Source organism: Pseudomonas fluorescens (assembly GCF_902497875.1).
Taxonomy (GTDB): Bacteria; Pseudomonadota; Gammaproteobacteria; order Pseudomonadales; family Pseudomonadaceae; genus Aquipseudomonas; species Aquipseudomonas fluorescens_BR.
The window spans coordinates 74,709-100,382 of record NZ_CABVHY010000026.1 but is presented as its reverse complement, the minus strand read 5'-3'; the positions used below and the strand labels follow the sequence as shown (position 1 = coordinate 100,382).

19 protein-coding genes and 3 pseudogenes are annotated in these 25,674 nt (G+C 57.6%); 10 read left to right on the top strand and 12 right to left on the bottom strand.

Going from position 1 to position 25,674, the window contains the following annotated elements:
- Positions 1-527 precede the first annotated feature (527 nt).
- A pseudogene (locus F8N85_RS34625) lies at positions 528-746 on the bottom strand (hypothetical protein); the annotation flags it as partial.
- A gap of 205 nt (positions 747-951) precedes the next feature.
- Complete coding sequence (gene acnB / locus F8N85_RS24055) at positions 952-3,552, bottom strand: bifunctional aconitate hydratase 2/2-methylisocitrate dehydratase (protein ID WP_150806005.1); 2,601 nt, start codon at positions 3,550-3,552, stop codon at positions 952-954.
- A gap of 450 nt (positions 3,553-4,002) precedes the next feature.
- Here acnB and F8N85_RS24050 point away from each other — a divergent pair, with 450 nt between their 5' ends.
- The 4 genes from F8N85_RS24050 to F8N85_RS24040 all read left to right on the top strand — a co-directional run bounded on the left by F8N85_RS24050 (position 4,003) and on the right by F8N85_RS24040 (position 7,552).
- Positions 4,003-4,386 carry a DUF2946 domain-containing protein gene (locus F8N85_RS24050; RefSeq protein WP_150806004.1) on the top strand — a complete coding sequence of 128 codons (384 nt, stop codon included), beginning with the start codon at positions 4,003-4,005 and terminating at the stop codon, positions 4,384-4,386.
- A gap of 144 nt (positions 4,387-4,530) precedes the next feature.
- Positions 4,531-6,045 carry a PepSY domain-containing protein gene (locus F8N85_RS24045; protein ID WP_150806003.1) on the top strand — a complete coding sequence of 505 codons (1,515 nt, stop codon included), beginning with the start codon at positions 4,531-4,533 and terminating at the stop codon, positions 6,043-6,045.
- Positions 6,046-6,649: 604 nt separating this feature from the next.
- Positions 6,650-6,823 (top strand): hypothetical protein, encoded by a 174-nt coding sequence (locus tag F8N85_RS34620; protein WP_191636245.1) that lies wholly within the window; start codon positions 6,650-6,652, stop codon positions 6,821-6,823.
- 114 nt (positions 6,824-6,937) lie between these two features.
- Positions 6,938-7,552, top strand: a complete 615-nt coding sequence (locus F8N85_RS24040) for a YitT family protein (RefSeq protein ID WP_150806002.1) — start codon at positions 6,938-6,940, stop codon at positions 7,550-7,552.
- Between the two features lie 33 nt (positions 7,553-7,585).
- Here F8N85_RS24040 and F8N85_RS24035 read toward each other — a convergent pair whose 3' ends face one another.
- Positions 7,586-8,626 carry a DUF2955 domain-containing protein gene (locus F8N85_RS24035; RefSeq protein ID WP_150806001.1) on the bottom strand — a complete coding sequence of 347 codons (1,041 nt, stop codon included), beginning with the start codon at positions 8,624-8,626 and terminating at the stop codon, positions 7,586-7,588.
- Positions 8,616-9,677: an HlyD family secretion protein gene (locus F8N85_RS24030; RefSeq protein WP_150806000.1), complete on the bottom strand. Its 1,062-nt coding sequence runs from the start codon at positions 9,675-9,677 to the stop codon at positions 8,616-8,618. The genes F8N85_RS24035 and F8N85_RS24030 overlap by 11 nt, the downstream gene beginning before the upstream one ends.
- A gap of 316 nt (positions 9,678-9,993) precedes the next feature.
- Between F8N85_RS24030 and F8N85_RS24025 the strand changes: the two are divergent.
- The 3 genes and pseudogenes from F8N85_RS24025 to F8N85_RS24015 all read left to right on the top strand — a co-directional run.
- Positions 9,994-10,287, top strand: a pseudogene (locus F8N85_RS24025) (transposase); the annotation flags it as partial.
- Between the two features lie 738 nt (positions 10,288-11,025).
- Positions 11,026-11,754, top strand: a complete 729-nt coding sequence (locus F8N85_RS24020) for a VRR-NUC domain-containing protein (RefSeq protein ID WP_150805999.1) — start codon at positions 11,026-11,028, stop codon at positions 11,752-11,754.
- Between the two features lie 16 nt (positions 11,755-11,770).
- Positions 11,771-12,859 (top strand): type VI immunity family protein, encoded by a 1,089-nt coding sequence (locus F8N85_RS24015; RefSeq protein WP_150806010.1) that lies wholly within the window; start codon positions 11,771-11,773, stop codon positions 12,857-12,859.
- A gap of 100 nt (positions 12,860-12,959) precedes the next feature.
- On the opposite strand, the gene F8N85_RS24010 is transcribed toward F8N85_RS24015, so the two are convergent.
- Positions 12,960-15,611, bottom strand: a complete 2,652-nt coding sequence (locus F8N85_RS24010; protein ID WP_150805998.1) for an EAL domain-containing protein — start codon at positions 15,609-15,611, stop codon at positions 12,960-12,962.
- Between the two features lie 452 nt (positions 15,612-16,063).
- Here F8N85_RS24010 and F8N85_RS24005 point away from each other — a divergent pair.
- A pseudogene (locus F8N85_RS24005) lies at positions 16,064-17,010 on the top strand (ABC transporter substrate-binding protein).
- Positions 17,011-17,035: 25 nt separating this feature from the next.
- Here the strand turns inward: F8N85_RS24005 and F8N85_RS24000 are convergent.
- The gene (locus F8N85_RS24000; protein WP_150805997.1) at positions 17,036-17,944 is read right to left on the bottom strand and encodes an NAD(P)H-binding protein; all 909 of its coding nucleotides are present in this window, start codon (positions 17,942-17,944) and stop codon (positions 17,036-17,038) included.
- A 25-nt stretch (positions 17,945-17,969) separates the two neighbouring features.
- The gene (locus F8N85_RS23995) at positions 17,970-18,443 is read right to left on the bottom strand and encodes a MaoC family dehydratase (protein ID WP_150805996.1); all 474 of its coding nucleotides are present in this window, start codon (positions 18,441-18,443) and stop codon (positions 17,970-17,972) included.
- A gap of 342 nt (positions 18,444-18,785) precedes the next feature.
- Between F8N85_RS23995 and F8N85_RS23990 the strand changes: the two genes are divergently transcribed.
- Both F8N85_RS23990 and F8N85_RS23985 read left to right on the top strand, forming a co-directional pair.
- The gene (locus F8N85_RS23990) at positions 18,786-19,058 is read left to right on the top strand and encodes a hypothetical protein (protein WP_150805995.1); all 273 of its coding nucleotides are present in this window, start codon (positions 18,786-18,788) and stop codon (positions 19,056-19,058) included.
- 13 nt (positions 19,059-19,071) lie between these two features.
- Entirely contained in the window at positions 19,072-19,386 is a 315-nt protein-coding gene (locus tag F8N85_RS23985) for a hypothetical protein (RefSeq protein WP_150805994.1), read from the top strand.
- Positions 19,387-19,453: 67 nt separating this feature from the next.
- On the opposite strand, the gene F8N85_RS23980 is transcribed toward F8N85_RS23985, so the two are convergent.
- The 5 genes from F8N85_RS23980 to F8N85_RS23960 form a co-directional block, all read right to left on the bottom strand.
- Entirely contained in the window at positions 19,454-19,711 is a 258-nt protein-coding gene (locus F8N85_RS23980) for a hypothetical protein (RefSeq protein WP_150806009.1), read from the bottom strand.
- A 239-nt stretch (positions 19,712-19,950) separates the two neighbouring features.
- The gene (locus F8N85_RS23975) at positions 19,951-22,206 is read right to left on the bottom strand and encodes a TonB-dependent siderophore receptor (RefSeq protein ID WP_150805993.1); all 2,256 of its coding nucleotides are present in this window, start codon (positions 22,204-22,206) and stop codon (positions 19,951-19,953) included.
- A gap of 372 nt (positions 22,207-22,578) precedes the next feature.
- Positions 22,579-23,931, bottom strand: a complete 1,353-nt coding sequence (locus F8N85_RS23970; protein WP_150805992.1) for an OprD family porin — start codon at positions 23,929-23,931, stop codon at positions 22,579-22,581.
- A 123-nt stretch (positions 23,932-24,054) separates the two neighbouring features.
- Complete coding sequence (locus F8N85_RS23965) at positions 24,055-24,876, bottom strand: ABC transporter ATP-binding protein (RefSeq protein WP_150805991.1); 822 nt, start codon at positions 24,874-24,876, stop codon at positions 24,055-24,057.
- An 11-nt stretch (positions 24,877-24,887) separates the two neighbouring features.
- Positions 24,888-25,661: an ABC transporter permease gene (locus F8N85_RS23960; protein ID WP_150805990.1), complete on the bottom strand. Its 774-nt coding sequence runs from the start codon at positions 25,659-25,661 to the stop codon at positions 24,888-24,890.
- Positions 25,662-25,674: the final 13 nt, after the last annotated feature.

Genomic DNA, 25,674 nt, shown 5'->3' with positions numbered 1-25,674 from the left:
CCCCAAGCGTTCGGCACCTCGCCAAGGCTCGGTGTTCCCTCGCTCCGGTGTCCATCAGGGGGCGCCGCAATGCGGCGGAGTCAGCTGCGCTGACGGCGCTACGCGCCACCCCCCTGATGAACACCTCCACTCGGCCTGCCGAAGGGGCGGGTAGATCAAGATCAGGATCAAAAGCCAAAGCAAAAGCCAGAGCCAAAGCGAGGCGGCCTGACAGCCGGCCTGGCTCTCGCGGATGTACCCAGACAATTGAGGGGCTGCGAGAAGGCGGTGTGTCAGTCAATACAAGTGCCTACTGACACCCCGCGAGTACGCCCACACAGTTGATCTTCGTACAGGCATGAAAAAACGCCGCTCATCTCACGATGGGCGGCGTTTTTTTGTGGCGAGGGAGCTTGCTCCCGCTGGGTTGCGAAGCGGCCCGAAAATCAGCCACCGCGAGTATCCAGATGGAATGCGGGGGCTGATTTTACGATTGCTGCGCCCGAGCGCGGACAGGCCGGCGGGAGCAAGCTCCCTCGCCACAGGCGTCAGGCTTGAACGACCGGGATGTTGGCGTTCGCAGCCGCTTCACGGAACTCGGCGATCTGGTCGAAGGACAGGTAGCGGTAAACATCGGCCGCCATGCTGTCGATCTTGCCGGCGTATTCCATGTACTCCTCGACGGTCGGCAGACGACCCAGGATGGAGGCGACAGACGCCAACTCGGCCGAAGCCAGGTAGACGTTCGCGCCGTCGCCCAGACGGTTGATCTTCGTACAGGCATGAAAAAACGCCGCTCATCTCACGATGGGCGGCGTTTTTTTGTGGCGAGGGAGCTTGCTCCCGCTGGGTTGCGAAGCGGCCCGAAAATCAGCCACCGCGAGTATCCAGATGGAATGCGGGGGCTGATTTTACGATTGCTGCGCCCGAGCGCGGACAGGCCGGCGGGAGCAAGCTCCCTCGCCACAGGCGTCAGGCTTGAACGACCGGGATGTTGGCGTTCGCAGCCGCTTCACGGAACTCGGCGATCTGGTCGAAGGACAGGTAGCGGTAAACATCGGCCGCCATGCTGTCGATCTTGCCGGCGTATTCCATGTACTCCTCGACGGTCGGCAGACGACCCAGGATGGAGGCGACAGACGCCAACTCGGCCGAAGCCAGGTAGACGTTCGCGCCGTCGCCCAGACGGTTCGGGAAGTTACGGGTCGACGTCGACACCACGGTGGCGTTCGGCTCTACGCGTGCCTGGTTACCCATGCACAGCGAGCAGCCTGGCATTTCCAAGCGTGCGCCGGCCTTGCGGTAAATGCCGTAGTAGCCTTCTTCGGTCAGCTGGTGAGCGTCCATTTTGGTCGGCGGCGACAGCCACAGACGGGTTGGCAACCGACCCTCGACCTGTTCCAGCAACTTGCCGGCAGCGCGGAAGTGACCGATGTTGGTCATGCACGAACCGATGAACACTTCGTCGATCTTCTGGCCTTGAACGGTTGAAAGCAGACAGGCGTCGTCGGGGTCGTTCGGCGCGCAGAGCACAGGCTCTTTGATGTCGGCCAGGTCGATCTCGATCACTTCGGCGTATTCGGCGTCCTTGTCGGCTTCCAGCAACTCAGGATTGGCCAACCAGGCTTCCATCGCTTGCACGCGACGTTCCAGAGCCCGTGCATCGCCATAGCCTTCGCTAATCATCCAGCGCAACAGGGTGATGTTCGAGGTCAGGTACTCGGCAACGGCTTTTTCCGGCAGTTTGATGGTGCAGCCGGCAGCGGAGCGTTCGGCGGAGGCGTCGGAGAGTTCGAAAGCTTGTTCGACGGTCAGGTTGTCGAGGCCTTCGATTTCCAGGATGCGCCCCGAAAAAGCGTTGATCTTGCCTTTCTTTTCCACGGTCAGCAGGCCGGCCTGGATCGCATAGTAAGGAATGGCGTGAACCAGGTCGCGCAGGGTAATGCCCGGCTGCATCTTGCCTTTGAAACGCACCAGGACCGATTCTGGCATGTCCAGCGGCATGACGCCGGTGGCTGCGGCGAACGCGATCAATCCGGAACCCGCCGGGAATGAAAGACCGATCGGGAAGCGAGTATGCGAGTCACCACCGGTACCGACGGTGTCCGGCAGCAGCATGCGGTTCAGCCAGCTGTGGATGATGCCGTCGCCAGGCTTGAGCGAAACACCACCTCTATTGCGCATGAAATCAGGCAGGGTGTGGTGGGTCGTCACATCCACAGGTTTTGGATAGGCCGCGGTGTGGCAGAACGACTGCATCACCAGATCGGCGGAGAAACCCAGGCACGCCAAATCTTTGAGTTCGTCGCGGGTCATCGGACCGGTGGTGTCCTGGGAACCGACGGTGGTCATTTTCGGTTCGCAGTAGGTGCCTGGACGAACACCCGTCACGCCGCACGCCTTGCCGACCATTTTCTGTGCCAGGGTGTAACCCTTGGTGCTTTCAGCCGGGGCTTGCGGCAGTTTGAACTGGTTCGAAGGCGGCAGGCCCAGCTCGGTACGAGCCTTCTCGGTCAGGCCACGGCCGATGATCAGCGCAATACGGCCGCCGGCACGAACTTCGTCCAACAGTACCGGGGTCTTCATTTCGAAGCGGGTGATGACGTCGTCGGTACCGTGCTTGCAGACTTTGCCAGCATGCGGGTACAGGTCGATCACATCCCCCATGTTGATGTTCGAGACATCGAATTCGATTGGCAGTGCGCCGGCGTCTTCCATGGTGTTGTAGAAGATCGGAGCGATCTTGTTGCCGAAGCAGAAACCGCCGGCACGCTTGTTCGGTACGTAAGGAACGTCGTCGCCGAAGAACCACAGCACCGAGTTGGTCGCCGATTTACGCGAAGAACCGGTACCGACCACGTCGCCGACGTAGGCGATCGGGAAGCCTTGACCGCGCATTTCTTCGATCTGCTTCATCGGGCCGATGGCGCCTTGCTGGTCCGGCACGATGCCGTCGCGGGCCATTTTCAGCATCGCCAGGGCGTGCAGCGGGATGTCAGGACGGGACCAGGCATCGGGAGCGGGGGACAGGTCGTCGGTGTTGGTTTCGCCGGTAACCTTGAACACGCGCAGGCTGATCTTGTCGGCCAGCACTGGGCGATTCTTGAACCACTCGCCATCGGCCCAGGATTGCAGTACGCCTTGAGCGTGAACGTTGCCGTTCCTGGCTTTTTCCGCGACGTCGTGGAAAGCGTCGAACATCAGCAGGGTGTGCTTGAGTTCCTTGGCGGCGACGGGCGCCAGTTCGGCGTCGTCCAGCAGGTCGACCAGGGTCACGATGTTGTAGCCGCCCTGCATGGTGCCGAGCAGTTCAACCGCGCGTTTCTTGTCGATCAGAGGGGATTTTGCTTCGCCTTTGGCGAGGGCAGAGAGGAAACCGGCCTTTACGTAGGCGGCTTCGTCCACGCCTGGTGGAACGCGATGGGTGATCAGGTCAACGAGCAAAGCTTCTTCGCCAGCCGGAGGATTCTTCAGCAGCTCGACCAGGCCGGCGGTTTGATCAGCGTTCAGCGCCAAGGGCGGGAGCCCTTCTTCGGCGCGTGCCAGTAAATGTCGGGTGTAGGCTTCAAGCACTGGGTATCTCCTGTCATTGCCGCACTTTGCTGAGTGCACGAGGGGCGGGTAGCTGGCCGAGCCTTGTCCGCAAAATAAAAGCAGGAACAGTTTCGGCAATCGAGGGTGACCGCCCGTAACCGCCAAATTTAGCTGCTCCTACAAAACCTGTTCTGTCCCGCAAAGCGAGAGGGCAGCAGATCTGCATCTGCGCCATTTTGGCTTCCGTGCGAAGTGCATCATTCATCGTTGATAGTGATTATTGTCGACACATTCTCGCAACGCAGGCGAAACATAATGATTTTATTGGGCGAAATCAACAATATTGTCGACACATTGGCTTCTTTACTCTTGTCCATCCCTTGGCGGGGGGCTATAAAACGGGCACTGACGGCCCTTTGGAAAACCTTGGTGCCAACACGTCAGCAGACTTTTTTCATCCCCATAGTCTTCGGTGTTAAAGTCGCCGCCATGAAACGGATCTCCGCAGATCGCTCGCTGATTGCCTGGGCCTTGTATTTTTGTGTCCTGTTCAATGTGTTTGCCTGCGGTTTGGGGCATGGGCAGATGATGGGCCTTGAGCTCAATGGCGTGGGCGGTCAGTTTTGCTCGGCGCTGGGTAACAAGGGTCCAACGCTGGACACCGAATTCAGTGACCCGTCGGCCAGCAACTGGGCCAGCCTGTTTTCCTGTCCGGTCTGTTCCTCGGTGGCCTTGAGCATCGCGTTGCTGTTTTGCCTGGCCTGGCTGCTACGGATCGGACAAAAGCCGCGCCATGGCCATGAGCTGCGCTGCAAGGCGCCTCCCCGATATTCCTGGCCATCGGCCAACCCTCGCGCTTCCCCTTTGAGTTGATGCTTGCAAGCGCACGGCTTCGTTAGCCGGTCGCTGCTTGTTTTTTCGTCGTCGGTTTTCTGTCTTTTTCGCGCTGAGGCGTAGGCCGGCGGATGCAGGTCATGGGTCGTGTAGCTGACCCGGTCAACTCAGGAATACACCGTTATGAAACGTTATCTCTATCTCTGGCATCGCTGGCTGGGCATTTTCATCGGCCTGTTCATGGCGCTGTGGTTCATGTCCGGCGTGGTGATGATGTATGTCGGCTATCCCAAGCTCACGCCTCGCGAGCACCTGGCGCATTTGCCGGAACTGCAACTGGAGCACTGCTGCGTGGGCCTGGCGCAGGTGCTGCAAGCTGCCGGGCCTGACAAGGTGCCGCAGAGTATCCGGCTGAGCACGGTGGCCGGTGAGCCTCGTTATTTGTTGAGTTATCCGGGCCAGGCCAATGTCGCAGTCGATGCCCGTACCGGCGTGCGGGTGCCGGCGATCTCGCAAGCACAGGCCCTGGCAGCCGCCCGACAGTTCGATCCCGCGGCGGCGGTGCAGAGTCGTGGCCTGGTGCAGGAGGATGTCTGGAGCTTGTCCCGGGCACTGGATGCTGACCGGCCGCTACAGCGAGTCGAACTGGCGGACGCCGAGCAGCGCTTGCTGTACGTCTCCGGCCAGACCGGCGAAGTGGTGCGTGACGCCACCGCCCAGGAGCGCGCCTGGAACTGGGTCGGTACCTGGCTGCACTGGTTGTACCCGTTACGCGGCATCGGCCTGGACGCTGCCTGGACCCAGATTGTGATTTACCTGTCACTGGCGGCGACGCTGATGACGGCGTTTGGCCTGACGGTCGGCGTGCTGCGCTGGCGTTTTCAGCGGCCTTATCGAAGTGGCTCGCGCTCGCCCTACAAGGGCTTCGCCCGCTGGCATCACCTGGGCGGTCTGTTGTTCGGCGTGTTGGCCATTACCTGGATCTTCAGTGGGCTGATGTCGATGAACCCCTGGAAGATATTCAGTAGCGCTCAACCTTTGTCGGTGGCTGCCTATCAAGGCGGTGCTCTTAGCGCCGAGGCTTTTCCCATGGCGACCGGCGAGGCGCTGCAGCGCTTCGAGCGAGACGGCCTCAAGGCTCGTGAGCTGGAATGGCGGTTGATCGCGGGCAAGGGTTACCTGATTGCCTATGACGGGGCAGGGCAGACGCGCGTGCTGTCCATGAGTGACGGGCGGGTCAGTGGCCAGTTCAGCCAGAGCATCCTCGAGCAAGCGGCCCGGGCGGTCCTGCCACAAGGGCAGATGGCCGTGGAACGCGTGCAAGCCTTCGACTTCTATTACTACGGGCGTGACGAGCAAAGCATGCTCGGCCACCTGGAAAAACGCCTGCCCATGCTGCGGGTGCGCCTCGACGACCCCGCTCAGACCTGGCTGCACCTGGATCTGTATACCGGCGCGATTGTCGGCCAACTCGACCAGCCACGACGTGCATCGCGCTGGTTGTTTTCCTTGTTGCACAGCTGGGACTGGTTGCCGCTGTTGGCGAGTCGCCCGTTATGGGACGCCTGGATGATCCTGTTCAGCGCAGGCGGAATGCTGATCAGCCTCACCGGTGTGGTACTGGGCTGGAGACGCATTCGGCGTTCGCTGCGCAGCAAAGCGGTAGTGTCTGTGACGGCGTCATCCCGGGGGGCGTAGGGGGCGTTAGGTCAGGCGAAGGGGGTTTGTCCTAATGCCAGTCAGTTAAGGTGTGCAACCTGTGGGAGCGAGCCTGCTCGCGAAGAGGCCATCACCTTCAACATCCATGTTGACGGATACATCGCTTCGCGAGCAAGCTCGCTCCCACATTTGATTGGGTACATCCGCGAGATCCAGGGCGGCTGTCAGGCCGTCATCGCGAGCAATCGAGCGTCGACCGGCTGCTCCTTGTAGAGCCAGCTATCCCTATCGGAAATCCAGGGTCACCTGATCGGATCATCGGTTTTGCCTACCGTTCCCGCTACACACCAGGCCATGGTACTTACTACCCTGAGTCAGGGTTTAATTCACCCGTCAATCCGGGGTTAAAACTACCCGAATGATTCCAGCGCCTTGATGAACCGCCAGTTAATGGTTGGCATGATTAATGGATTGCATAAGGTCGAGTTCCATCAGCGAAGCGAATCATCAAACCTGCTGCGCTGCTGGCCATACCAGGCGGGCCGGGCCTCAGGTGGCGACCCGCATTTGTGCAATCGACATGACGCATGCTATGGAACCTTGATCCAGCGCAGTGATGTGTCGCACCAATGGGGCGATTCTTATGTTTGAAGTCAACGCTGGCAACCTTGAGCAAAATGCCGAGTGCTTTGCGGCATATCTTGTCAATTCCAGGCGCCCGGTAGCCGTGGACGATGTTCGTTCAGGGCCGGTCGGCGGTTGGTCTATGGCCGGCCTGCTGTGGGCGGGCCTGGTGGCCTGCCTGCTGGTTCAGTAGTGAATTATTGATCGTGAGCATCCGCAACAGGATTCAGCCGTCTGCGGCTGGATCCTGTTGCGGATGCTCACGATCAATCCAGCCCACGAAATTTCCGGCGATTGAGCAATCTGTATGGTTGATGTCACTTCAGTTTCTCGTGTGCAGCACACCCTGCTGGAAGATGTTCTGGCTGTGCTCGTCGGCACGTTGATGGTCTCGTTCGGCATCATGCTGCTACGCCAGGCGGGTGCACTCACCGGCGGTACGGCGGGGGTGGCCTTCCTGATCCACTACACCTGGGAGGTTTCATTCGGTACGGCCTTCTTCCTGATCAATCTGCCTTTCTATTACCTCGCCATCCGGCGCATGGGCTGGGCGTTCACCCTCAAGACCTTTTGCGCCGTCGCCCTGGTTTCGCTGTTCACTGACCTGCATCTGCGATTTATCCATATCGATCAACTCCAGCCGATCTATGCCACCTTGTTCGGCAACCTGATCATGGGGCTGGGCTTCATTGTGCTGTTCAGGCACAAGGCAAGCCTGGGCGGGGTCAACATCCTCGCGCTCTACCTGCAGGACCGACTCGGCCTGCGTGCCGGCAAACTGCAATTGATGGTGGACATTGTGGTCATGCTGGCTTCGCTGTACGTGGTGAGTGTGTCAGCGCTCATCGTCTCCATAGCGGGAGCGGTGGTGTTAAACCTGATCATTGCGATGAATCATCGGCCTCACCGCTACGCAGCGTGACCTTCGGTATCTGCATACAGACCAGGCAGTATTTCAATGGCTCATATGTCGAGTCACGGTGAAGCGGTTAAGAAATCCATGGGTTATAAAAACCAGGATCAGGGTCAGGACTACCGAGATCGACACCGAGGTAAATCTATAAAAGATATCGAACATGATGTCATGGGACGGCGTCAGGTACTGCCCGAACAGAATCGCCAGGGTGGTGATGGCGCCGAAGCCTATTCCCGGCACCCCTTTTTCTATCGAATGCCAACGGGCGCAGACCATCAAGGCCACCCAGAACATCACTAAAACCAAGGGCAAAATGTCATGATGGTTGTAGAGCAACAACTGCATGATAAAGCCCACTGCGCAACCTATCAGCGTGCCTATGGCACGAATGCGTCCGGCGAAATGCGCGCCTTTCCAGTGCATGGGAAACAGGATCAGGATGCTTGCCACTTGCGCGGACAATGAATCCTTCAAGTCCATGCATTGGAAGGCAACAAACGACGCGGTAGCGACCGTTGCGCCAAGCAGGGCTTCATGGCGCTGGCTGGGCAGGTCTTTTTCTATCGGTTGTCTGGGACTGCGCGCAGTGACATCTGGAAACAGGTAAAACATCAGGCCGGCGATCGCCGCAGACAGCCATATTGCCGCGCCATTGCACCAGAGCAGATCGATGACATCGGTTTGCGGATAGCTGGAAAAGTGCAGCAAAATCGAGAGAAACACCGCGCTCAGAGCGCTGAAGAAAAACAGCGGCCCTTTCGCCATCAGCGCGAAGCGGTAAAGGAACAACAGGAACACCACTGGCACCGCCAACACCGGTCGGTCACCAAAGAGCCCATAAAGCACCCCGACCTCCAGGCTGACCACCACGCCCTGGGCCAGGAACTGGCGGACCAGATGGGCATTCAGGGTTGGAACCAGGCCAAGGATCAACATCGGGTAAACGCAAAAGAAAGCGCCGTACTCCAGATTGAAAACCTTGCAGATCAACAAACCCAGCGAACCACCGCCGGCAATGCGCAGGCATTGACGCAAATCGTTTTCGCTCAGGCGATGCGCTTCGCCATGCTCAGTAGACATAGTGGATGATACTGACGAGGCGGATTTGCAGCGAACCCAGCAGGCGCGCCACACGGTTGTCGCTGGAAAAGAGCTGCACGGTGGCCTTCGCGCCAGAGGGTAACGAGGGCGGAAGATCAGTATTGAATACCAGGTGGATTCGTTGGCGCTGCGCATCCCTGACCCAGCGATCCGATTGCTGCGGTGCGGCCAGATCGCCGTTTGCGTCGATCTGTCCTTCTTTCACCCCTGACTCCAGGTTGCTGACTTTCGCAGGGAAAATTTCCCCTGGCCGGGCATCGAACACGACCGAGGCAGTTGTGCCGGGCTGCGCATAACGCAAGGCCTTTTCTCTGAAGTCGGCGGTGACATCGGCATTATCTTCCACCAACGCCATGACGGCTGCGCCGGCCTGAAGGTACGCACCGGGGCTAAGCTGCAGATTGCCAACCACGCCGGCACGTTCAGCCCGGACTTCGCTGTATTCGAGTTGCAGCCGGGCCTGTTCCAGCGCGTTATGCGCCTGACGGACGTGAATATTGTTGTCGCCGGGGCCACCCCGGCGTGCCTTGATTTCATCAATGGTGCTGGACGCGGCCCGTACTTGCGCCTGGGCAATCATCAGGTTGGCGTTGATCTGATCCCGCAACTGCGTGGAGACGAAGTGTTTGTCATGCAAGGTTCGCATGCGACCCGCCTGGGCTGCCAACTCCTGAACTTTAGCCTTGGCTGCTGACAGGTCCGCCTGGGCGGCGCCGAGATTCGCATCACGTTCCGAATAATCCTGTCGGGCGCGCTCAATCATCAACTGCGCTTCCTTGACCTTTAAAGAAAAGGGCCGGGGATCCAGCCGGAACAGTAACTGCCCGGCCGCGACATGCTGATTATTGACCACGGTCACTTCTATGACTTGCCCCGATACACGAGGTGCAATACGCACCACCGAACGAGTCAATTGCGCTTGGGGTGTGAGCGGCATATAGAGGTCTGCTACCAGGAAGTAGATGAACAGACCGGTCAATATCAAAATGGCGAAGCGGACATGGCGCGCAAATCGTTGGTCAGGGGTCATGGCAACTTATATAAAACGTTCATGTGCAGTCCGTTAGTTGGTTATCTATCCAGGCGTATCTAATTGTCGTACTGATTCTCAGCGCGCTTGGCGGCCGCTAGACAATCTCAGGCATGCAATGAGAAGGAGAGGGCTTGGCGACGGATTTTACCCGGAGCCGTAAAAACAGGACTATTCAAAAATCTGATAGTCCCAATTCATGCATGCGATTGGGGGCGCGATCGATCTGTCCGATGATTCAGTAATGGCATGAAGTCCAGTGAGTGGTTGCTGAACCGCAACTCCAAAGGGCGACGGTGTGGGCTCACGGTATGCTCACAAAACGGCTGCAATCCAGCAGTGGCTGGAAAAGCATCCGCGTTTCAAATTGCACTTCACACCGACCAGTGCGTCTTGGCTGGATGCCGTGGAAGGCTTGTTCCACAACTGGAAAGGCTAGCGCTGTACCGGGGGCGCCTTCACCAGCGTCGCCGACCTGAAGTCGGCTATCCGCCAATTTATCGAGGCTCTCAATGCGCATTCAGCCAAACCGCTCAAATGGAATAAAACGGCTGAGGCCTTCATTAGCTTGGTACATAAGGCGAAGCTGAGTGTGATAAAAATAAATTAATGGATTAACCGCTCAGGCCACTAGCTCGACGTCGACTGCTATTGCTTACTGAAAGCGTTGACTGTCAAGAGGCGGAAGTTTGGCAGCTTATCGAGCCATGCCGCATGGAAATCAGGCTGCCTTGTGCCGGATTGATACGACGTGCGATACGCAAACAAGCATTGACTAAAGCCCTCCCTACAGCCGCACGCTTTTTTGGGAGTGAGGTGGATGAAACAGCGAAATACAGACCTTTGTAGATGCTTCCTTCAAGCAAAAGAGAACCGTCCTACTTTCAAGGCAGGCCTCGTTGGCTAGAGTTCATTCCTACTATCGGGCACGAAACGCTTCAGCGAGACTTCGTAGCATTAAAGCAAACTATCGCTACCTCGCTGAAGGCTCTGTATGGAAGCTAGAAACGATAATCGGAGTAGCGATGAACGACAAGGCAGCCTCAAGTACCACTTCGCCAATACCCCCCAATGAAATATCACCTGCGTTAAATAATTCAATGAAGTCCTCCGGCAGAGATGGAGCGAAGGTTCGTCCAAGAGCGGTCGAAACACTACAACCATTCAAAGGTCGTTTCAGACTATTTGATCGTCACACTGGGCAGGCAGTCCCGGAACGATCAGTTCGCATTTTTTCAAGTGCAGGCCATAGGGTATCGGAACTGACTGACAGTGAAGGATATACGACTTGGGTCACTCACGACCAATCGCACGTGTTGCAAATTGAGCTAACTTACGAGGACAGCGTGTGACTGGACAATCACCTCTATCAACAGGTGGAACCTCAGGAAAGGGGCGCACTACAGATGTAGGGCTAAATCAACCACAGCTAGACCCTTTAGACAAGAAAGTCTTGTGTTCTGCCATATGTTATTGCGAATCAACACCCAATATAGGTAAAGACGGGCAAGAACTAAAACAAAGCTGTGTAGCCCAACGGCTTACAGAATTGGATAAGGTGTATATGGAGTTCCAAGGACGAAGCCCATGGAAACCAGAGATCAGCTATGACATGACCAAAGCTCCGCCTTCTCCTATTCTTGACAGTGAAAGTAAAAGCGGTGCACATGGTTGGATCCCCGGCTGGATAAAAAAGTACTGGGACACGGATCCGGAACATCCGCCATTTAAGGCAGGCAAGGGCATGATTCGCCGCCCGGATGTTGTGATTCTGATAGATCCGAAAAAACCACCGACACAGGACAATATCAAGCAAGTTGTTGAGATGAAGTTCCCCCCGGACACCCCAAGAACAGAACAGCTCAATGACTATGCAAAAATCGCGGGAGACGAAAACAAGGTGGTAACCTTACGACCGCCTGATTGTGATTGCGGTCAAGAGAAGCAAGATTCAAAGGTCCCTGTCGAGGAGCTCGGGATGGCTACTACCATCGTCACTGCAATATTGTGGCTCTTATCTCGTGGCAAAGGTCCTCGTCCAATACTCACGCCGGCCCGCCCGGTTCCCGTCTACTGACTAGAGATATACAGTGATGCAAGATGACTTTGATATAGCTTCTGAAATGGCCCGCTTGCCTTGGGCAATGGAGATTCCTGGAAGTCTGTTGATGAAAGGAGGTCCTCAGGACTACATCGGCGCGGCCCTGTGTATTCGCGGAACCCTATATTTCAAAGATGCTCATACAAAAGGTGTACGAGAGGAACTATGTAAATGTTTTAATGAGTTCCTGAAGTTGGCCGGAGATTCGCTGGTTTGGCTTTGGCGAGAAGACCCACCCGAAGGTAAAAATTTGATTCCATATGGCAAAGCCAAGCCATTACCTGACATGATGAACAAAATGGATGAAGATGACCATTTGAGTTTTTACTATACCAGTGGAGGGAAGCCGGAGGATGCAAGCCCTTGGCTATTTTCGATATATGGCCAGAGAGGTTGGAAGGCAAAAATGGGTGACAATTTGAGCGTGCTTGAATTCTCTGTCCCGATCATATTTTTTGAACAACACCGCATCGACTTTATTCGCCTGTTCGTCTCTTCGGCCCGTTTTTTGCGAGCCGAACAGGGATATGCCGGATATGCCCTCAATTTGTCAGTAACAAAACGAGATAACAATGAACCCACTGAAGCATTCATGAGTGAACAAATGCCGGGACTGGATGTTGGAACCGCCGCACTGCTTGCTAACAGACCAGAATTCAAAGGATCAAAGATCAAAACTGTAAGTTGGCTGACGGTAATTCATGAATCCAGATTAGTACAAATTGGTAACCTGGCATTTCTTCATCGCAATCTGCCTTCGAGTCATTTTGCGATATACGATTATGAGGTTGGATATGTTGTTCAAGCAGGCGCAAGTCCATCCTTGATTGGTGACTCAGAACACCCGGCCCCTGCCACCTATGTGCTAGTTGATCATCTGCTTAGCTGTCTTCGATATGAAACGGTTGGGAGTTTGCATGGCGGCTCTCATGACGGGGAAATTCGCCTAACGGGTTGGTCGGCAGATCAGTGGTTGAAACGTTTCGATATCAGCCCTTTCGGGTTACGGGATCTTCGTAATAGGATTTCAACAGTACAGCCGCTTACCGCAAATGATGTGCTTGACAACAGACTGACTTAACCGCCTGCTAAAGGCGTAGCGCAAAGTAGCCCGGTATCCGGTTTGAGATCATCAGGTCCGTTTTCATTCAGTCAATGGCGCCGTGAAACATAGGCAGGGTTCAGCCGTTTTCAAGCACCACGGCATGCCTCAGCCAAGCCTCGAAATGCCTGGCTGGCATCGGTGGACTGATCAAGTAGCCCTGACCTGTATCGCAACCGGCGTTGCGCAAGAACTCCAGTTGCTCGGGGGTTTCGATGCCTTCTGCTGTCACCGTGAAACCCAGGGCGTGTCCCAGATCTATGATTGCCCGGGTTATCGCGATGTAGGCTTTGCCATGGGGCAGATCCGAAACAAAGGTGCGGTCGATTTTCAGATTGTCGATCGGCAGATCCTTCAAATAGGCCAGCGAGGAATAGCCTGTGCCGAAATCATCGACCGCCACCGTCAAGCCCATCGATTGCAATTGGCCAAGCACATCTTGCGCCAGTTCCTGGCGATCCATGACCAGGCTTTCCGTCACTTCGATTTCCAGCGCCCGGGCTGGCAGGTTGTAGCGTTCTAAAGCCAGCCGTACCGTTTCAACGAAATCGCTTCGTTCGATTTGCAAGACCGCGACGTTGACCGCCACCCGCTGGTTGAATTGCCCGGATTCTCGCCAGCTCTGAAGCTGGCGACAGACTTTATCGAGCACCCATTCCCCGATCGGGATAATCAGGCCCGTGCGCTCCGCCAATGGAATGAAATCAGCTGGAGAGATCAGTCCCAGTTCAGGACTGCGCCATCTGATCAGTGCTTCCGCTCCGTCAACCTGGCCACTTGCAAGGTCGAGCTTGGGTTGGTACCAGATCTCGAACTCCTCGTGCTTCAGCGCATGGCGCAGGGCCCCCTCTAACGTGACTCTGGCCTGGATCGAGGTGGTCATTTGCGATTGGTAGAAACGGAAATCATTGCGCCCGGCTTCCTTGGCCGCGTACATCGCCGTGTCGGATTGCGTCAGCAGGGTTTGTGCCGTCAATGCGTGCTCAGGACACATTGCCACGCCAATGCTCGCCGTGATCAGTGCCGCAGTACCCTCCAGGTCGAAGGATTGATGCAATGATTGGAGTATTTTTTGCACGACCGGGATGGCATCTTCCGCGCCACTCAGGTCATCGAGTATGAACGCGAACTCATCTCCCCCCAGTCGAGCGAGCATATCGCCTGGCCTGAGCACCTCAACGAAACGCTGGGAAGCCTGTTGCAACAGCACATCCCCCAGGGGATGGCCCATGCTGTCGTTGACCAGCTTGAATCCGTCGAGATCCAGGGTGAGCACGGCGAGGCTGTTGCCTTGGGAGTTCGCGTGCTCGATGGCTTGCATTAGCCGCTTGTGAAACAACACCCGATTAGGCAGGCCCGTCACCGAATCAAAATGGGCCAGACGCTCAAGCTCGACCTCGGCCTTCTTGCGTTCGGAGATGTCCCGAACGACCATATAAGTAACTTTCTCTTGGGCCAACTGCAGCGCGCACAACGTCATTTCGGCGGGGAAAAGACTGTCGTCCGCGCGTTTGTGCAGCCATTCAACGCGTAACGATCCCTCGTTATCGGCCAAGGCGAGCAAGGCCTTTGCCTTGTCTGCCGAGTTTTGCCCATCAGCTTGAAACGCCGGAGAGATATCGGCCAGGGTGATGCCATGAAACACGTCGTGATCGAAACCCAGCGTCTGTAGCGCGGCGGAGTTCGCCAGGTTAATCCGCCCATCCTGCCCGACGATCCATATCGGATCAGGGGAGCGCTCAAACAACGCTCGAAAGCGGTCCTCACTTTGCATCAGGGAAGACTTTATGATCTGGCGCTCCCTGATTTCTTCCAGTAACTCGGTATTACGTTTGCGAATCAGGCGGTGGCTCAGACTGATTTGCAAAGCAAAAATGCTCAGCAAGAGGATTCCGACCAGGGCCATGAGGAAGAGCGAGGAATCCATCAGCGAAATGGTTGGCCATCCACCCACTGGCTCGCCAGCCAATTGCCAGCTACCGCCGGGGATAGCCACCGTGAGAAGGACCGCACGCTTATGAAAAAGGCCAGGATCACCCTGGATTATTCCACCGGCTGCGCCCAGGCCATCGTGCCCGCGCAAGGCAACGGCAAGACCGTTATCGGCGCTCATTCCACCGGCCAGTAATAACCGGTCGACAGTGGCCACCACCGAAACGTTGCCCCAATACACCCTGTGTTCTTTATCCACGGAACGGAAAACCGGACGGCGATAAATCAGCGCCCGTCCGCCTTGTTGCAGCTCGAGCGGGCCTGCAAGTGATGCAGATCCAGACAGTCGGGCTTTTTCCAGCAGAGGGTACTGGTCGACCAACGATCGATAATTCAGGCCGAGGATACTTTCATTACCTTTGAGCGGGTACACCACTCTGAGGATGTCGTCTGGCGCGATAGCGATGTGACGAATGTACGGCACCGAGTCCATAGCGCTCTGGGCCATACTCTGGAAATGCGTGGCAGAGATGAAACCATCGGTACTGAGCAACTGAGCGATACCCTCGGTCTCGCTAAAAGCAAAACGAATCCGCTCCTCCAGCTGCATACCCAGACTGTGGAGTTTTGTTGCGACTTCGGCGCGATCAATGTTGCGCTGATGCTCGATATCCAGCTTTCCCACGCCATAGGAAAGTACTGTCCCAATGAACAGAACACCTAAGGGTAGAAAGAATGGACTATACGAATACACGAACTGTTTGACGGCCGAGACAACAGGGTTGACACCACTACTCATAACATCTTCTCGAAGAAATTCCGGTCAAACCTGAGGCATTCAGTGCAAAAACCAGAGGATCAGCATAGATATGCTGGAGGCACCCGTCGGTGGCAAACACACTAACATGCCATTCCCTCCCTCCGCTCGACATCCTGACGACATCCCCACTTCGTTCTTGCTCAGGCCAGGGCGTCGGTCGTTCTTGACTGACGCGCCTGTTGAATCACTGTTTCCACGCCAACAGTGCCGGACCAGGACCACGCCCCTATAGAAAGCAGCCTGTGTTGTTTCCGTGGATCAGCCTAAGCTAATTCCAAAATGGTATTTGTTTGATATTTTTAAGATCGTTTAGCTTTATACCGTCCGCGGTCAGGGCCTGATGCTCGGTCCATTTTAGAAACACAGCGCCAGCAGCTGCTCCATTTGAGTCCGCTCCATCCCATCAATCCGATAATCGTTCCGAGGTTTACATGACCTTTTCCCGACACCTGCGCGCTCTGCTGGCCGGCGCCTTGTTTGCCGCGCCACTGGTTCACGCTGCTGACCAGCCGGTGCTGCGCATCGGCGACCAGAACTATTACAACATCCGCGCTTGCGTGGAGGCCTCCGGGGTGCTTGAAGGCGCGCCCTATACCGTCGACTGGAAGCACTTCCAGGCCGCCGCGCCGCTGGCCGAAGCGCTGAATACCGGAGCCCTGGACCTGGGCTTTCTCGGCGATTCCGGCTTCCTGTTCCTGGCCGCCAGGCAAGCGCCGGTGAAGCTGATCGGCGTGTCGCGGCAGAACCCGGACACCATCGCCTTGCTGGTGTCCAAGGACTCGCCGGCCAGGACTATCGCCGACCTCAAGGGCAAGAAGGTCGCCTACTGGCCCGGCGCCTGGAGCCAGCAGCTGACCCTGCGCGCCCTGGAACAGGCCGGACTGCCGGAGGACTACGTCGAATTCGTTAAACTAATGCCCATCGATGCCGCCGCGGCTTTGCCTCAGGGCAGCATCGATGCCTTCCCGGTCTGGGAACCCTACATCTCCCAGCAGATCCTGTTCTCCGGCGCCCGACCGATTCTCACCGCCAACCAGCTGATGCCCGGCCTCAGCGCGATTGCCGCCGCGACACCCTCGATCGACAGCAAGCGTGAATCCATCGCCGACTTCCTGGTGCGGCTGAAAAAGGCTCGGGCCTGGGTGGACAACCATACCGACCAGTACGCCGACCTCTGGGCGAAAAAGGCCAACCTCGACCAGGGGTGTCCCGCCACTGGCTGCGTCAGGCGCACATGACCGTCGGCCCGGTGGACCAACAGGCCGCGACGGACCTGCAAAGCACCGCGGACTTTCTGTTCAAGGTCAAGGCGCTATCGGCACCGTTGGCGACCGCGCCGATTATCGACCACTCCTTTGAGCAGGCTTTGGCTGAGTAACGGCTCGCCACGGTTGCTGGTTTGACTAGGGATTGAAAGCTTCGATATTGCGGCGCACGAATTCACTCACAGTCATCGGCTGGGCCCCTGTGAGCTTATGGAAGTCATCGCTCATTCGGGCATAACGTCCAGCCCGATGCAGGTCGGCCATGGTTGCGAGATGATTGAGCACATGATCGGACAAACCGGCCTTGCTCATGCTTTCGCGCCAGGCAGGGACGGTGGTATCGACGTAGTTAATGGTGCGTCCCAATACCTGAGTGAACACATCCGCATAAAACGCCATGTTTTGTGACTCAGGGCCGGTCAAATGGTAAATCGAACCAATATGCTGCTGTGGATCGAGCAAAATGGCGCTGACTGCCCTGGCCACATCATGCGCCGCAATCGGTGAGGTTTTTCCCTCTCCAAATGGCACTCGAATTTCGTTCTGCGCCTTGATGGTGCTTGCAGTGAATTTAAGGAAAAAGCCGTCCATGAACACGGTCGGCCTGACATGAACCACCGGTAACCCGGACCAGTCGAGTACCTGCTCGGCGAGCCAGTGCAACTTATGCTGCGGGCTGGCGGTGGTCTCGGTAATGCTCATTTGCGAGAGGGTCATCTGGGACATGTTGATGAATGCTTCGACGCCATGGTGCTTGGCCACCGCAGCCACATTGACGGTGGCTTCCAGGTAGGCGGCAGACACCGACATACCGAAGTAAATGGATCCGCAACCCTCGATAATCCGGTGCATATCCTCAAGGTCCAGCAAATCGCCAATGACCACCTCGGCGCCCATGTCACGTAACGCCTGGGCACGCTCGTCTTCGCGGTGGACCATGGCCCGGACGTTTTTTCCGCTGGCCAGCAACAGTTCGGTCAGGGTTCTGCCGACGGCACCGATGTTGCCCGCAGCACCTGTGACAAGAATTGGTTTTTGACTGGACATGACAGGTACCTTTAATTGAACCGTTTCAGAGGGTCGCGCCAGTGCTGCGGCGAAAGATCAGCAATTTCGCGACTGAACGTTGACGCAGTTCACCGTGCTGGTTGAGCGTGTCGGTCTGGAAAGTCACAAGACCGCGATCAGGCCTGGATTTCGAAGGGTTGATGGCCAGAACCGAGGTCTCGACCCGCAGTTCGTCTCCAGGACGCGTAGCGGTGGGCCAGCTCAACTCGCTGCCGGCGCCGATAAGACCAGCATCCAAAGGCAGGCATGAGACAAGCAGGCGCATGGTGATCGCGGCTGTGTGCCAGCCGCTTGCGGCAAGCCCGGCAAAAAAACTGTGCTCGGCCGCCTGGTTATCCAGGTGAAAAGGCTGGGGATCGAATTGCAGGGCAAAACTGTTTATTTGCTGCTCATCGATCAGGTAAGTGCCGCTGCGGAATGTGTCGCCGACTGATAAGTCGTCAAGGAACAGCGTGTGAGGGGTGGCTGCGTTATTCATGGGATCAACTCCGATGGGGAATGCTCTTTACGTTCTCGACGTTAATATTACGATCATAATATATTCTTGCGTCCAGCATGCTGCAAGTCGCTATTTTTTGTGGTACGGATAACAGATGGAGGGTGGAGGTCCAAAGATTAGGGAGCAGTAAAATCTGCTGCTCGCCGCTGAAACACGCAGTGTCGACGGAGGTCTACGCGGACCAGAACGAAGGTGCCGCCATGAAAAACACACATTCTGCGAGGACCGGTAACCTATGCCAGGATGAGGATATTGCCAGGAACAACGGGCTTTTCTTAATCGCGCTGATGAGTTCGCACGTTCATGTAACGGAGGTGGAATATGAGTTGTCCGGTGTGCGGAAACCATGGCGCTCGGGAGGATCTTTCGTTCGGCGGTGGAATGCGTTTCTATTGCGAGCCCTGTGGTGGCTTCTTTCGAGTTTCATCGACCCTGATCAATGTGGCCGAAGGCAAGACCTTTGACTCGGAGCGTGCCCGCAAGCGCCTGAAAGAACAGCGCGAAGCGCACGGCCCCAACAGCCTGCAGGATCCGGAACCGACGTTAGGGCCGGATGACGCGGACCTGCTGATTGATCCGGACTGGACTGCCTGAGCAGGAGTTTCTTATGAGCAACGATTTCAAGCCGCAATCCAGACCCGTCTCCACCTCTCAGCCGCCTGAAGATCTGGGCAACCCCAATGATGATGGGTGCGTCCTGGGTACTGCAGGGCGAGACGAGGATCCGAATGCGTGTACCACCTACGCAGAGCGTAGCGCTCAGGAACCCGGAGAAAACCTTTCGCAAGATGACCGGGGGCTGCCTGGCTATCCACCGAAAAGCGAGGGTGCCCCGGTACGCAAGGACACGACATCGCTTGCGCAAAAACATCATCCCGATCGGACAGAATCAGAGGAAACACCTGAGCAGGACAACGATTAGTGGTGAGCATGCCCGGCAGGGAGCCGGGCTTCCTGGCAGCATCAAGCCCGGCCACCCCGCAGGGTTTTCAGTCCTTGCGGGATTCGCATTCTTTGGCCGCGTCTACTCCTGAAGCCGTCAATTTAACCGGATAGGTTACCGACGGTTCATGGCCTTCGATGGACACGGTTCCACCCTGGATCCAGCCCTTGTCCTGCAACAGCTTGAGTGCTCCGGCAACCACCTTTTCTCCGCGAAAATTATCAAGGACTTCCTTGCCAAGGCCTTCAGGATGCGCGTGCAACAAACGCGTGAGGATTTCTTTCTCAAGTTCTTTATTGCTCATGGCTTGCCTCGCTTCGATGTGATTGATTTCTCGGTTGCGCTTCAGTTCTGTTTTTGACCAGGAACGGAGAACGGCATTCCAAAAAAAATCGGAAGAGGGCGTGACCGGCATTCGAGATTCGTACCCGGCTCGAACGCAGCCTCGCAAGCTCGGCAGCTGCTACGGACTCAGCGCTATGCGGTATTTAAATGGTACCCATGATTGCCCGACTCAGCGCCGGGCAATCACGGGATCAACTATCAGAAGTCATAGCGTGTGCTGAACATGACGTTGCGCGGGTCACCGTAGTAGACCGAATTGTAGAAGCCGACGTTGCTGAAGTATTTCTTGTCCAGCAAGTTGTTGAGGTTGACCGAGGCCGAGAGGTTTTTGCTGACCTGGTAGCGGGTCATCAGATCGACCAGCCAGTAGGCATCCTGGGTAACGTCTTCAGTGCCACGAACCGGATTACCGACCGATTGCCAGCTCTTGTTCTGCCAGCGTGCGCCGCCACCGATGGTCATGCGATCAAGCTGACCCTTGAGCTTGTAAGTGGTGTACAGGCTCACCTGGTCTTGCGCTTCCCAAGTGGAAATCTTCTCGCCGTCGGCGTCGCGAATCACCTTGTGGGTGTAACCCGCCATGGCCTGCCAGCCGGGTGCCAGTTCGCCGGACAGTTCCGCTTCGATGCCTTTGGCCTTCGCCTGGACGGCTTCATACGCATAAGCAATTGCCGGGTTGGTCGGGTTGCTGTTGTATTCGTCATCGGCTTCGGCGCGGTTGTCTTCGTGGATCTCGAAATACGCCAGACTGGTATTCAGACGGCCGCCCAGGAACTCGCCCTTGATGCCGACTTCGTAGTTGTCGCCCTCATCCGGGTCAAGCAGTTTGTTGGTACGGTCGCGAGTGGTCTGCGGGTTGAAGATACTGGTGTAGCTGGCATAGACCGAGTAGTTGTCGTTCAGGTCATAGATCACCCCCGCGTAAGGTACGACGCGCCCGGTTTCCTTCGCATCGTCGGCGTTGACCGCGCTCAGGGTGTAGTTGGCCAGGCGTGCGCCAAGGATGACCGCGAGATCGTCGGTCGGCTTGAAGCGAGCGGTGGTGTAGAAACCGCTCTGGCGCACGGTTTCATCATTGGTACCGCTTACGCTGCCCCAATCGGGCTCAGCGACGTTACCCGTCCATTGATAGAAGTTGCCTACCTCGGGGGCTGTCACATTCCAGTAGCTTTTACCTTTCCACTGGGCATTGTTGTAGCTGGCGCCCACCACCAGTTCATGTTCGCGCCCAAGGAACTCGAACGGCCCGGTGACATACAGGTCGGCAGCGTTGCTGGTGGTTTCGCCGGTGTACTTGCCCACATACATGAACACGCCTTCACCTGTTACGGGGTCCGGGTTACCGCCACTGGCAGAGCCAAGGTGAGCGTTGTAGCCGTTGATTTGATGATTCAGCTGTAGCTTGCTCACCCAGTCATTGCCGAAGCGATGTTCGAGGGTGGCAAACACCGTGCGGGTGTACTGCTCCCAACTGCTCCACTTCGCGCCGGGGTTGAACGAGCGCGACATATCGGTTTGATTGCCCGCGCTGTCAAACAGCGGAATCGCCGCCCAGCTGGAACCCCTGGGGTCGTTGTCCTGGTAGTCCGCGCCGACGGTCAGCAACGTATCCGGACCCAGATCCGCTTCCAGGATGCCGTAGTACACACTGGTCTTGCGGTCGTAATGATCCTGGAACGAATGCTTGTCCTGATAGGCCGCCACCGCCCGTCCACGGATGTTGCCACTTTCGGTCAAGGGGCCGGCGACATCGACCTCTGTCCGATAATTGTCCCAGGAACCGGCGCCGGCGCTGACATGACCGCTGAACTCCCTGGTCGGTTTTTTGCGGATCAGGTTGATCGTCGCGCCGGGGGCGCCACTGCCGGTCAGCAGGCCGGCCGCACCCTTGATGACTTCAACGCGGTCGTAGATCGCCATGTCGCTGAGGTTGTTGCCTGAGGCGTACGCGGAGTTGCTGAGAAACGGCACGCCGTCGTACTGGTAGTTACTGATGGCGAAACCGCGGGAGTAATAGGTGGTGCGTTCGCTATCCAGCGTCGAGACGCTCAGCCCCGGTGTATGGCGGATGACGTCATCGATGCTATTGAGGCCGAAGTCGTCCATCTGCTGGCGAGTAACGACGCTGATGGATTGCGGCGTCTGGCGTGGAGTCAGGACCAGCCTGGTGGAGGTGGCAAGGGTCCCGGGAGTGTAGGAGCCGCTGCCTTCTGTGACAGTCCCGAGCTGATTGCTGGTAATACTGGTGGCTTCCAGCTCCAGCGCCGCTGGCTCTTTGGTTGATGCAACAAGATCCCCGGAACCATCACTGGCCGAAGGACTTTTCGATGCCTGATCACCTTCCGCGGCGTGCAGCGGAGAGTAAGCGTTGGCCATGTACAAGGCCAACACCAGCAGGCTCGGAATGCCAGGTCCTTTGGCGAGCATTGAGGGTGCAAGAGAACGTTGTTGCATGAGACTTCCCCGGGTGTAGTGCAATCGCACAAAAGACAATCTAAGTGATAATGATTATTAATGGCGTTAGTGTGCCAGAGTCTTTTGCCATCACCAAATGAAATTGGCTGAAAGGCAGAGGCCGGGGGGCATGGCGTCAGGAGAGGCTTTTATGAGGTAAGTGGCGTTGGGTCTGTAGGAGCGAGCTTGCTCGCGATGGTCGTTAACGATGACGCGAGAAGCCAGATGCACCTCGGCGCTCTCGGGCTTTTCGCGAGCAGGCCCGCTCCCACAAGAATAATGGCCAGACACAACATTGTGCCTCGCCGCAAAACCTGTGGGAGCGAGCCTGCTGGCGATGGAGGGCGGCGCGTTTATTCAGACAATCCGCGGTCAGAACAAAGCCAGGGCGTAGCTGAGGATAACGCGGTTCTCGTCGATGTTGCGCTGGCTGGCCAGGCTACTGCGCAGCGAGGCGTTCATCCAGGCCAGTCCCAGACCCTGGAGCGGGCCGCTCTGCACGACGTAGGCAAGGCGCAAGTCGCGTTCCCACTCTTTCTCGGTCCGGGATTGTCTGGCGACGGCAATGTTGTCGCTTTTGTTGTAGCTCACCCCGAAGGTCAGGCCGGGTGTGCCGAGGGCGGCAAAGTCATAGCTGTATCCGGCCAGCCAGGTGCGCTGTTCAGGGCGCAGAAAGCTGCCGATCATGCGCCCGCCAACGTCGTAGCTGCTGGTGCCATTGCCCTGATTGAGACGGGCATGTTCACTGAGGCCGTCGTTTTCCTGAAAGCCCAGGCCGAGGGCGTGGCCGCCGACCTTCCAGGTGAAATTCGCGCTCCTCAGGCTGCTGTCCACCTTGCCCTTGTCCGGGTCGCTGGCCAGGCGTGCATCGGTAATCCGGTAGCCTTCGGCACGGCCGGCTGCGCTGGCATTGTGCCCATCGGCGCTGCTGCGAAAGTAGCGCAGGTCGGAGATCAGACTGCCGGCCGGCAGCGCCAGGGTGTGAGTCAGGCCGAGGAAGTGTTGTTGGTAGAACTGCTTGAGATTGCCGTAGTAGTACTGCAGCAACAAGGTTTTGCCGAGGCGGTAGTCGGCGCCGCCGTAATAGAATTTGTTGCTGAATTGGCCGGGTTTTGGATCGTTGGCACCGGCCACCGAGAGACTTTGGTCGTCGCTGGAGTCGCGGCCCTGGGCGTGTTCCAGTTGACCGCCGATCAGGGTCAGATCGGCGAACTCGTTTGAGGTGATTTGCCCACCGGTAAAGGTCTGCGGCAGCAGGCGTCCGTCGTTGAATACCACCACCGGCAGCCGGGGTTGCAGGGTGCCGATGCGTGCTTCGGTTTTGGACAGGCGCAGCTTGCCGGTCAGCCCCAGGCTGCCAAATTCATCGACAACGCTACCATCGCTGTCCTGCGGGAACAGCTGGCCGGGATTGCGGCTGCGCCCGGCTTTGTTGACGCGGCTGCCAGAGTCCAGCTTGATGCCCAGCCGGCCCAGTGCATCGACACCGACACCGACCGGGCCCGCGGTGTAACCGGACTGGTAGTTGAGGAGAAAGCCTTGCCCCCATTCCTCTGTCTTGGACGGCGCGGCTGGGCCGCTGCGGTTGTCCTGATTGAAGTAGAAATTTCGCAAGCCCAGGCTGGCTTTGCTGTCTTCGATAAATCCGTTGGCGCACGACAGTGAGGCGAATTGCAGGCCGACGATGCCCGTCCCAATGGCCAGAGCCAGGGTAGAAGTGTTCATTTTGCGTGATGCTCCGAAATTTACTGCAGGAAAAAATCGGCTGTGTGGGCGTTTCGTGGTCGAGTGGGCGGTCACAGGCGCAGGGAATGGACGCCGCTTGTGGGTGGCGTCCTGGTGAAGGAATTACCAGGCCACGGCGAAGCTGCGAAAGGCACGATTTTCATGGGGGGGCGGCACGATCAGGGCATCGCTGTGCTGGCTGAAGTCCTGCAGGATGTCGTTGCGCAGGGCGCTTAGCCGGTGGTCGTCGCGCCGCCTGGGGTGCGGCAGATCCACCTCGACAATGCGCTTGATACGCCCCGGCTTTGGCTGCATGACCACCACCCGATCACCGAGAAATACCGCTTCGTCAACGTCATGGGTGACCAGCACGGTGGTGATGCCCTCGGCTAGCCAGATGCGCGCCAGCTCTTCTTGCAGTTGACTACGGGTCAGGGCATCCAGAGCGCCGAAGGGTTCATCCAGCAACAGGATCTTCGGCCGATTGACCAGGCCGCGGGCAATCGCCACGCGCTGCCTCATGCCACCTGACAACTGACTGGGATAGGTCTCGGCGAAGGCGCCCAGGCCCACCAGCTCCAGGTGTTTATGCACCTGTGCCAGACGCTCGGTCTTGCTCAGGGGCGAGTTGGCGAGGGCCAGCAGCACGTTGTCCGTAACGTTCAGCCAGGGAAACAGCCGATGGTCCTGAAACACGATGCCGCGCTCCGGGTCGGTGCTGCGAATCGGTTGCCCGTCGAGCAACAATTGGCCGCTGCTGGCCTGATCCAGTCCGACCAGCAGACGCAGCAGGGTGGACTTGCCGCAGCCGCTGCCGCCGACGATGCTGAGGAATTCGCCTTGGCGAATATTCAAACTGATGTCCTGGAGAACGTTCAATTCGCCTTCCTTCAAGGGGAAGCGTTTGTTGACCCCGTCCAGTGATAGAAATACCGGTGCGTTCATGGCAGTGATCCTCAGTGGCTAGTGCGCCAGTGCAATGTGCGGGACTCGACCCAGCGGGCGAGACGGTTGAGCAGCAAGCCAACGCTGCCGACCACCACCAGGCCGTAGATCACCTGGTCCATCTGGAAGTGTTCTCGGCCATCGATCATGGTGTTGCCGATGCCCGGGCCGGCGGAGAAGAAGTATTCCGCGCCGATGGTGGCCAGCCATGCGTAGATCAAGCCCAGGTGCAAGCCAGTGAAAATCGCCGGCGCGGCGCAGGGCAGAATCAACCGGCAGAGCTTCTGCCAGGGTGTCAGCCCCAGGGCCTGGGCGACTTCGAGAAGTTCCTGGCGGGTGCTGCGAATCCCTTCGAAGCTATTGAGGGCCACGGGGTAGAACACCGCCAGGGCGATAAAGGCCACCTTGGCCGGCTCGCCGAAGCCAAACCACACCGAGAGCAGGGGAATCCAGGCGAACAGGGCAATTTGCTTGAGGGTATGAAAGGTCGGTCCGAGCAGCCGATCGGCCAGCCGGGACAGGCCGAGCCAGCCACCGAACAGCAGCCCGAGCAGCCCGCCCACGGCAAAGCCGATCAGGTTGCGCTGCAAGCTGGCGCTCAGGTTGCGCCACAGTTCGCCGTTGCTGGCCGCGAGCCAGGCGCTGTCGATCACCGCCTGCGGGCTGGCGACGATGCGGGTGTCGACCCACTGCCGATCGGTGGCCAGCCACCAGAGTATGACCAGGGCGCCGGGCACTACCCAGCCGCGTAGATCCGTGGGACGTTTGCTTGAAGTCGTGGTCATGGAGAGAGTCCTT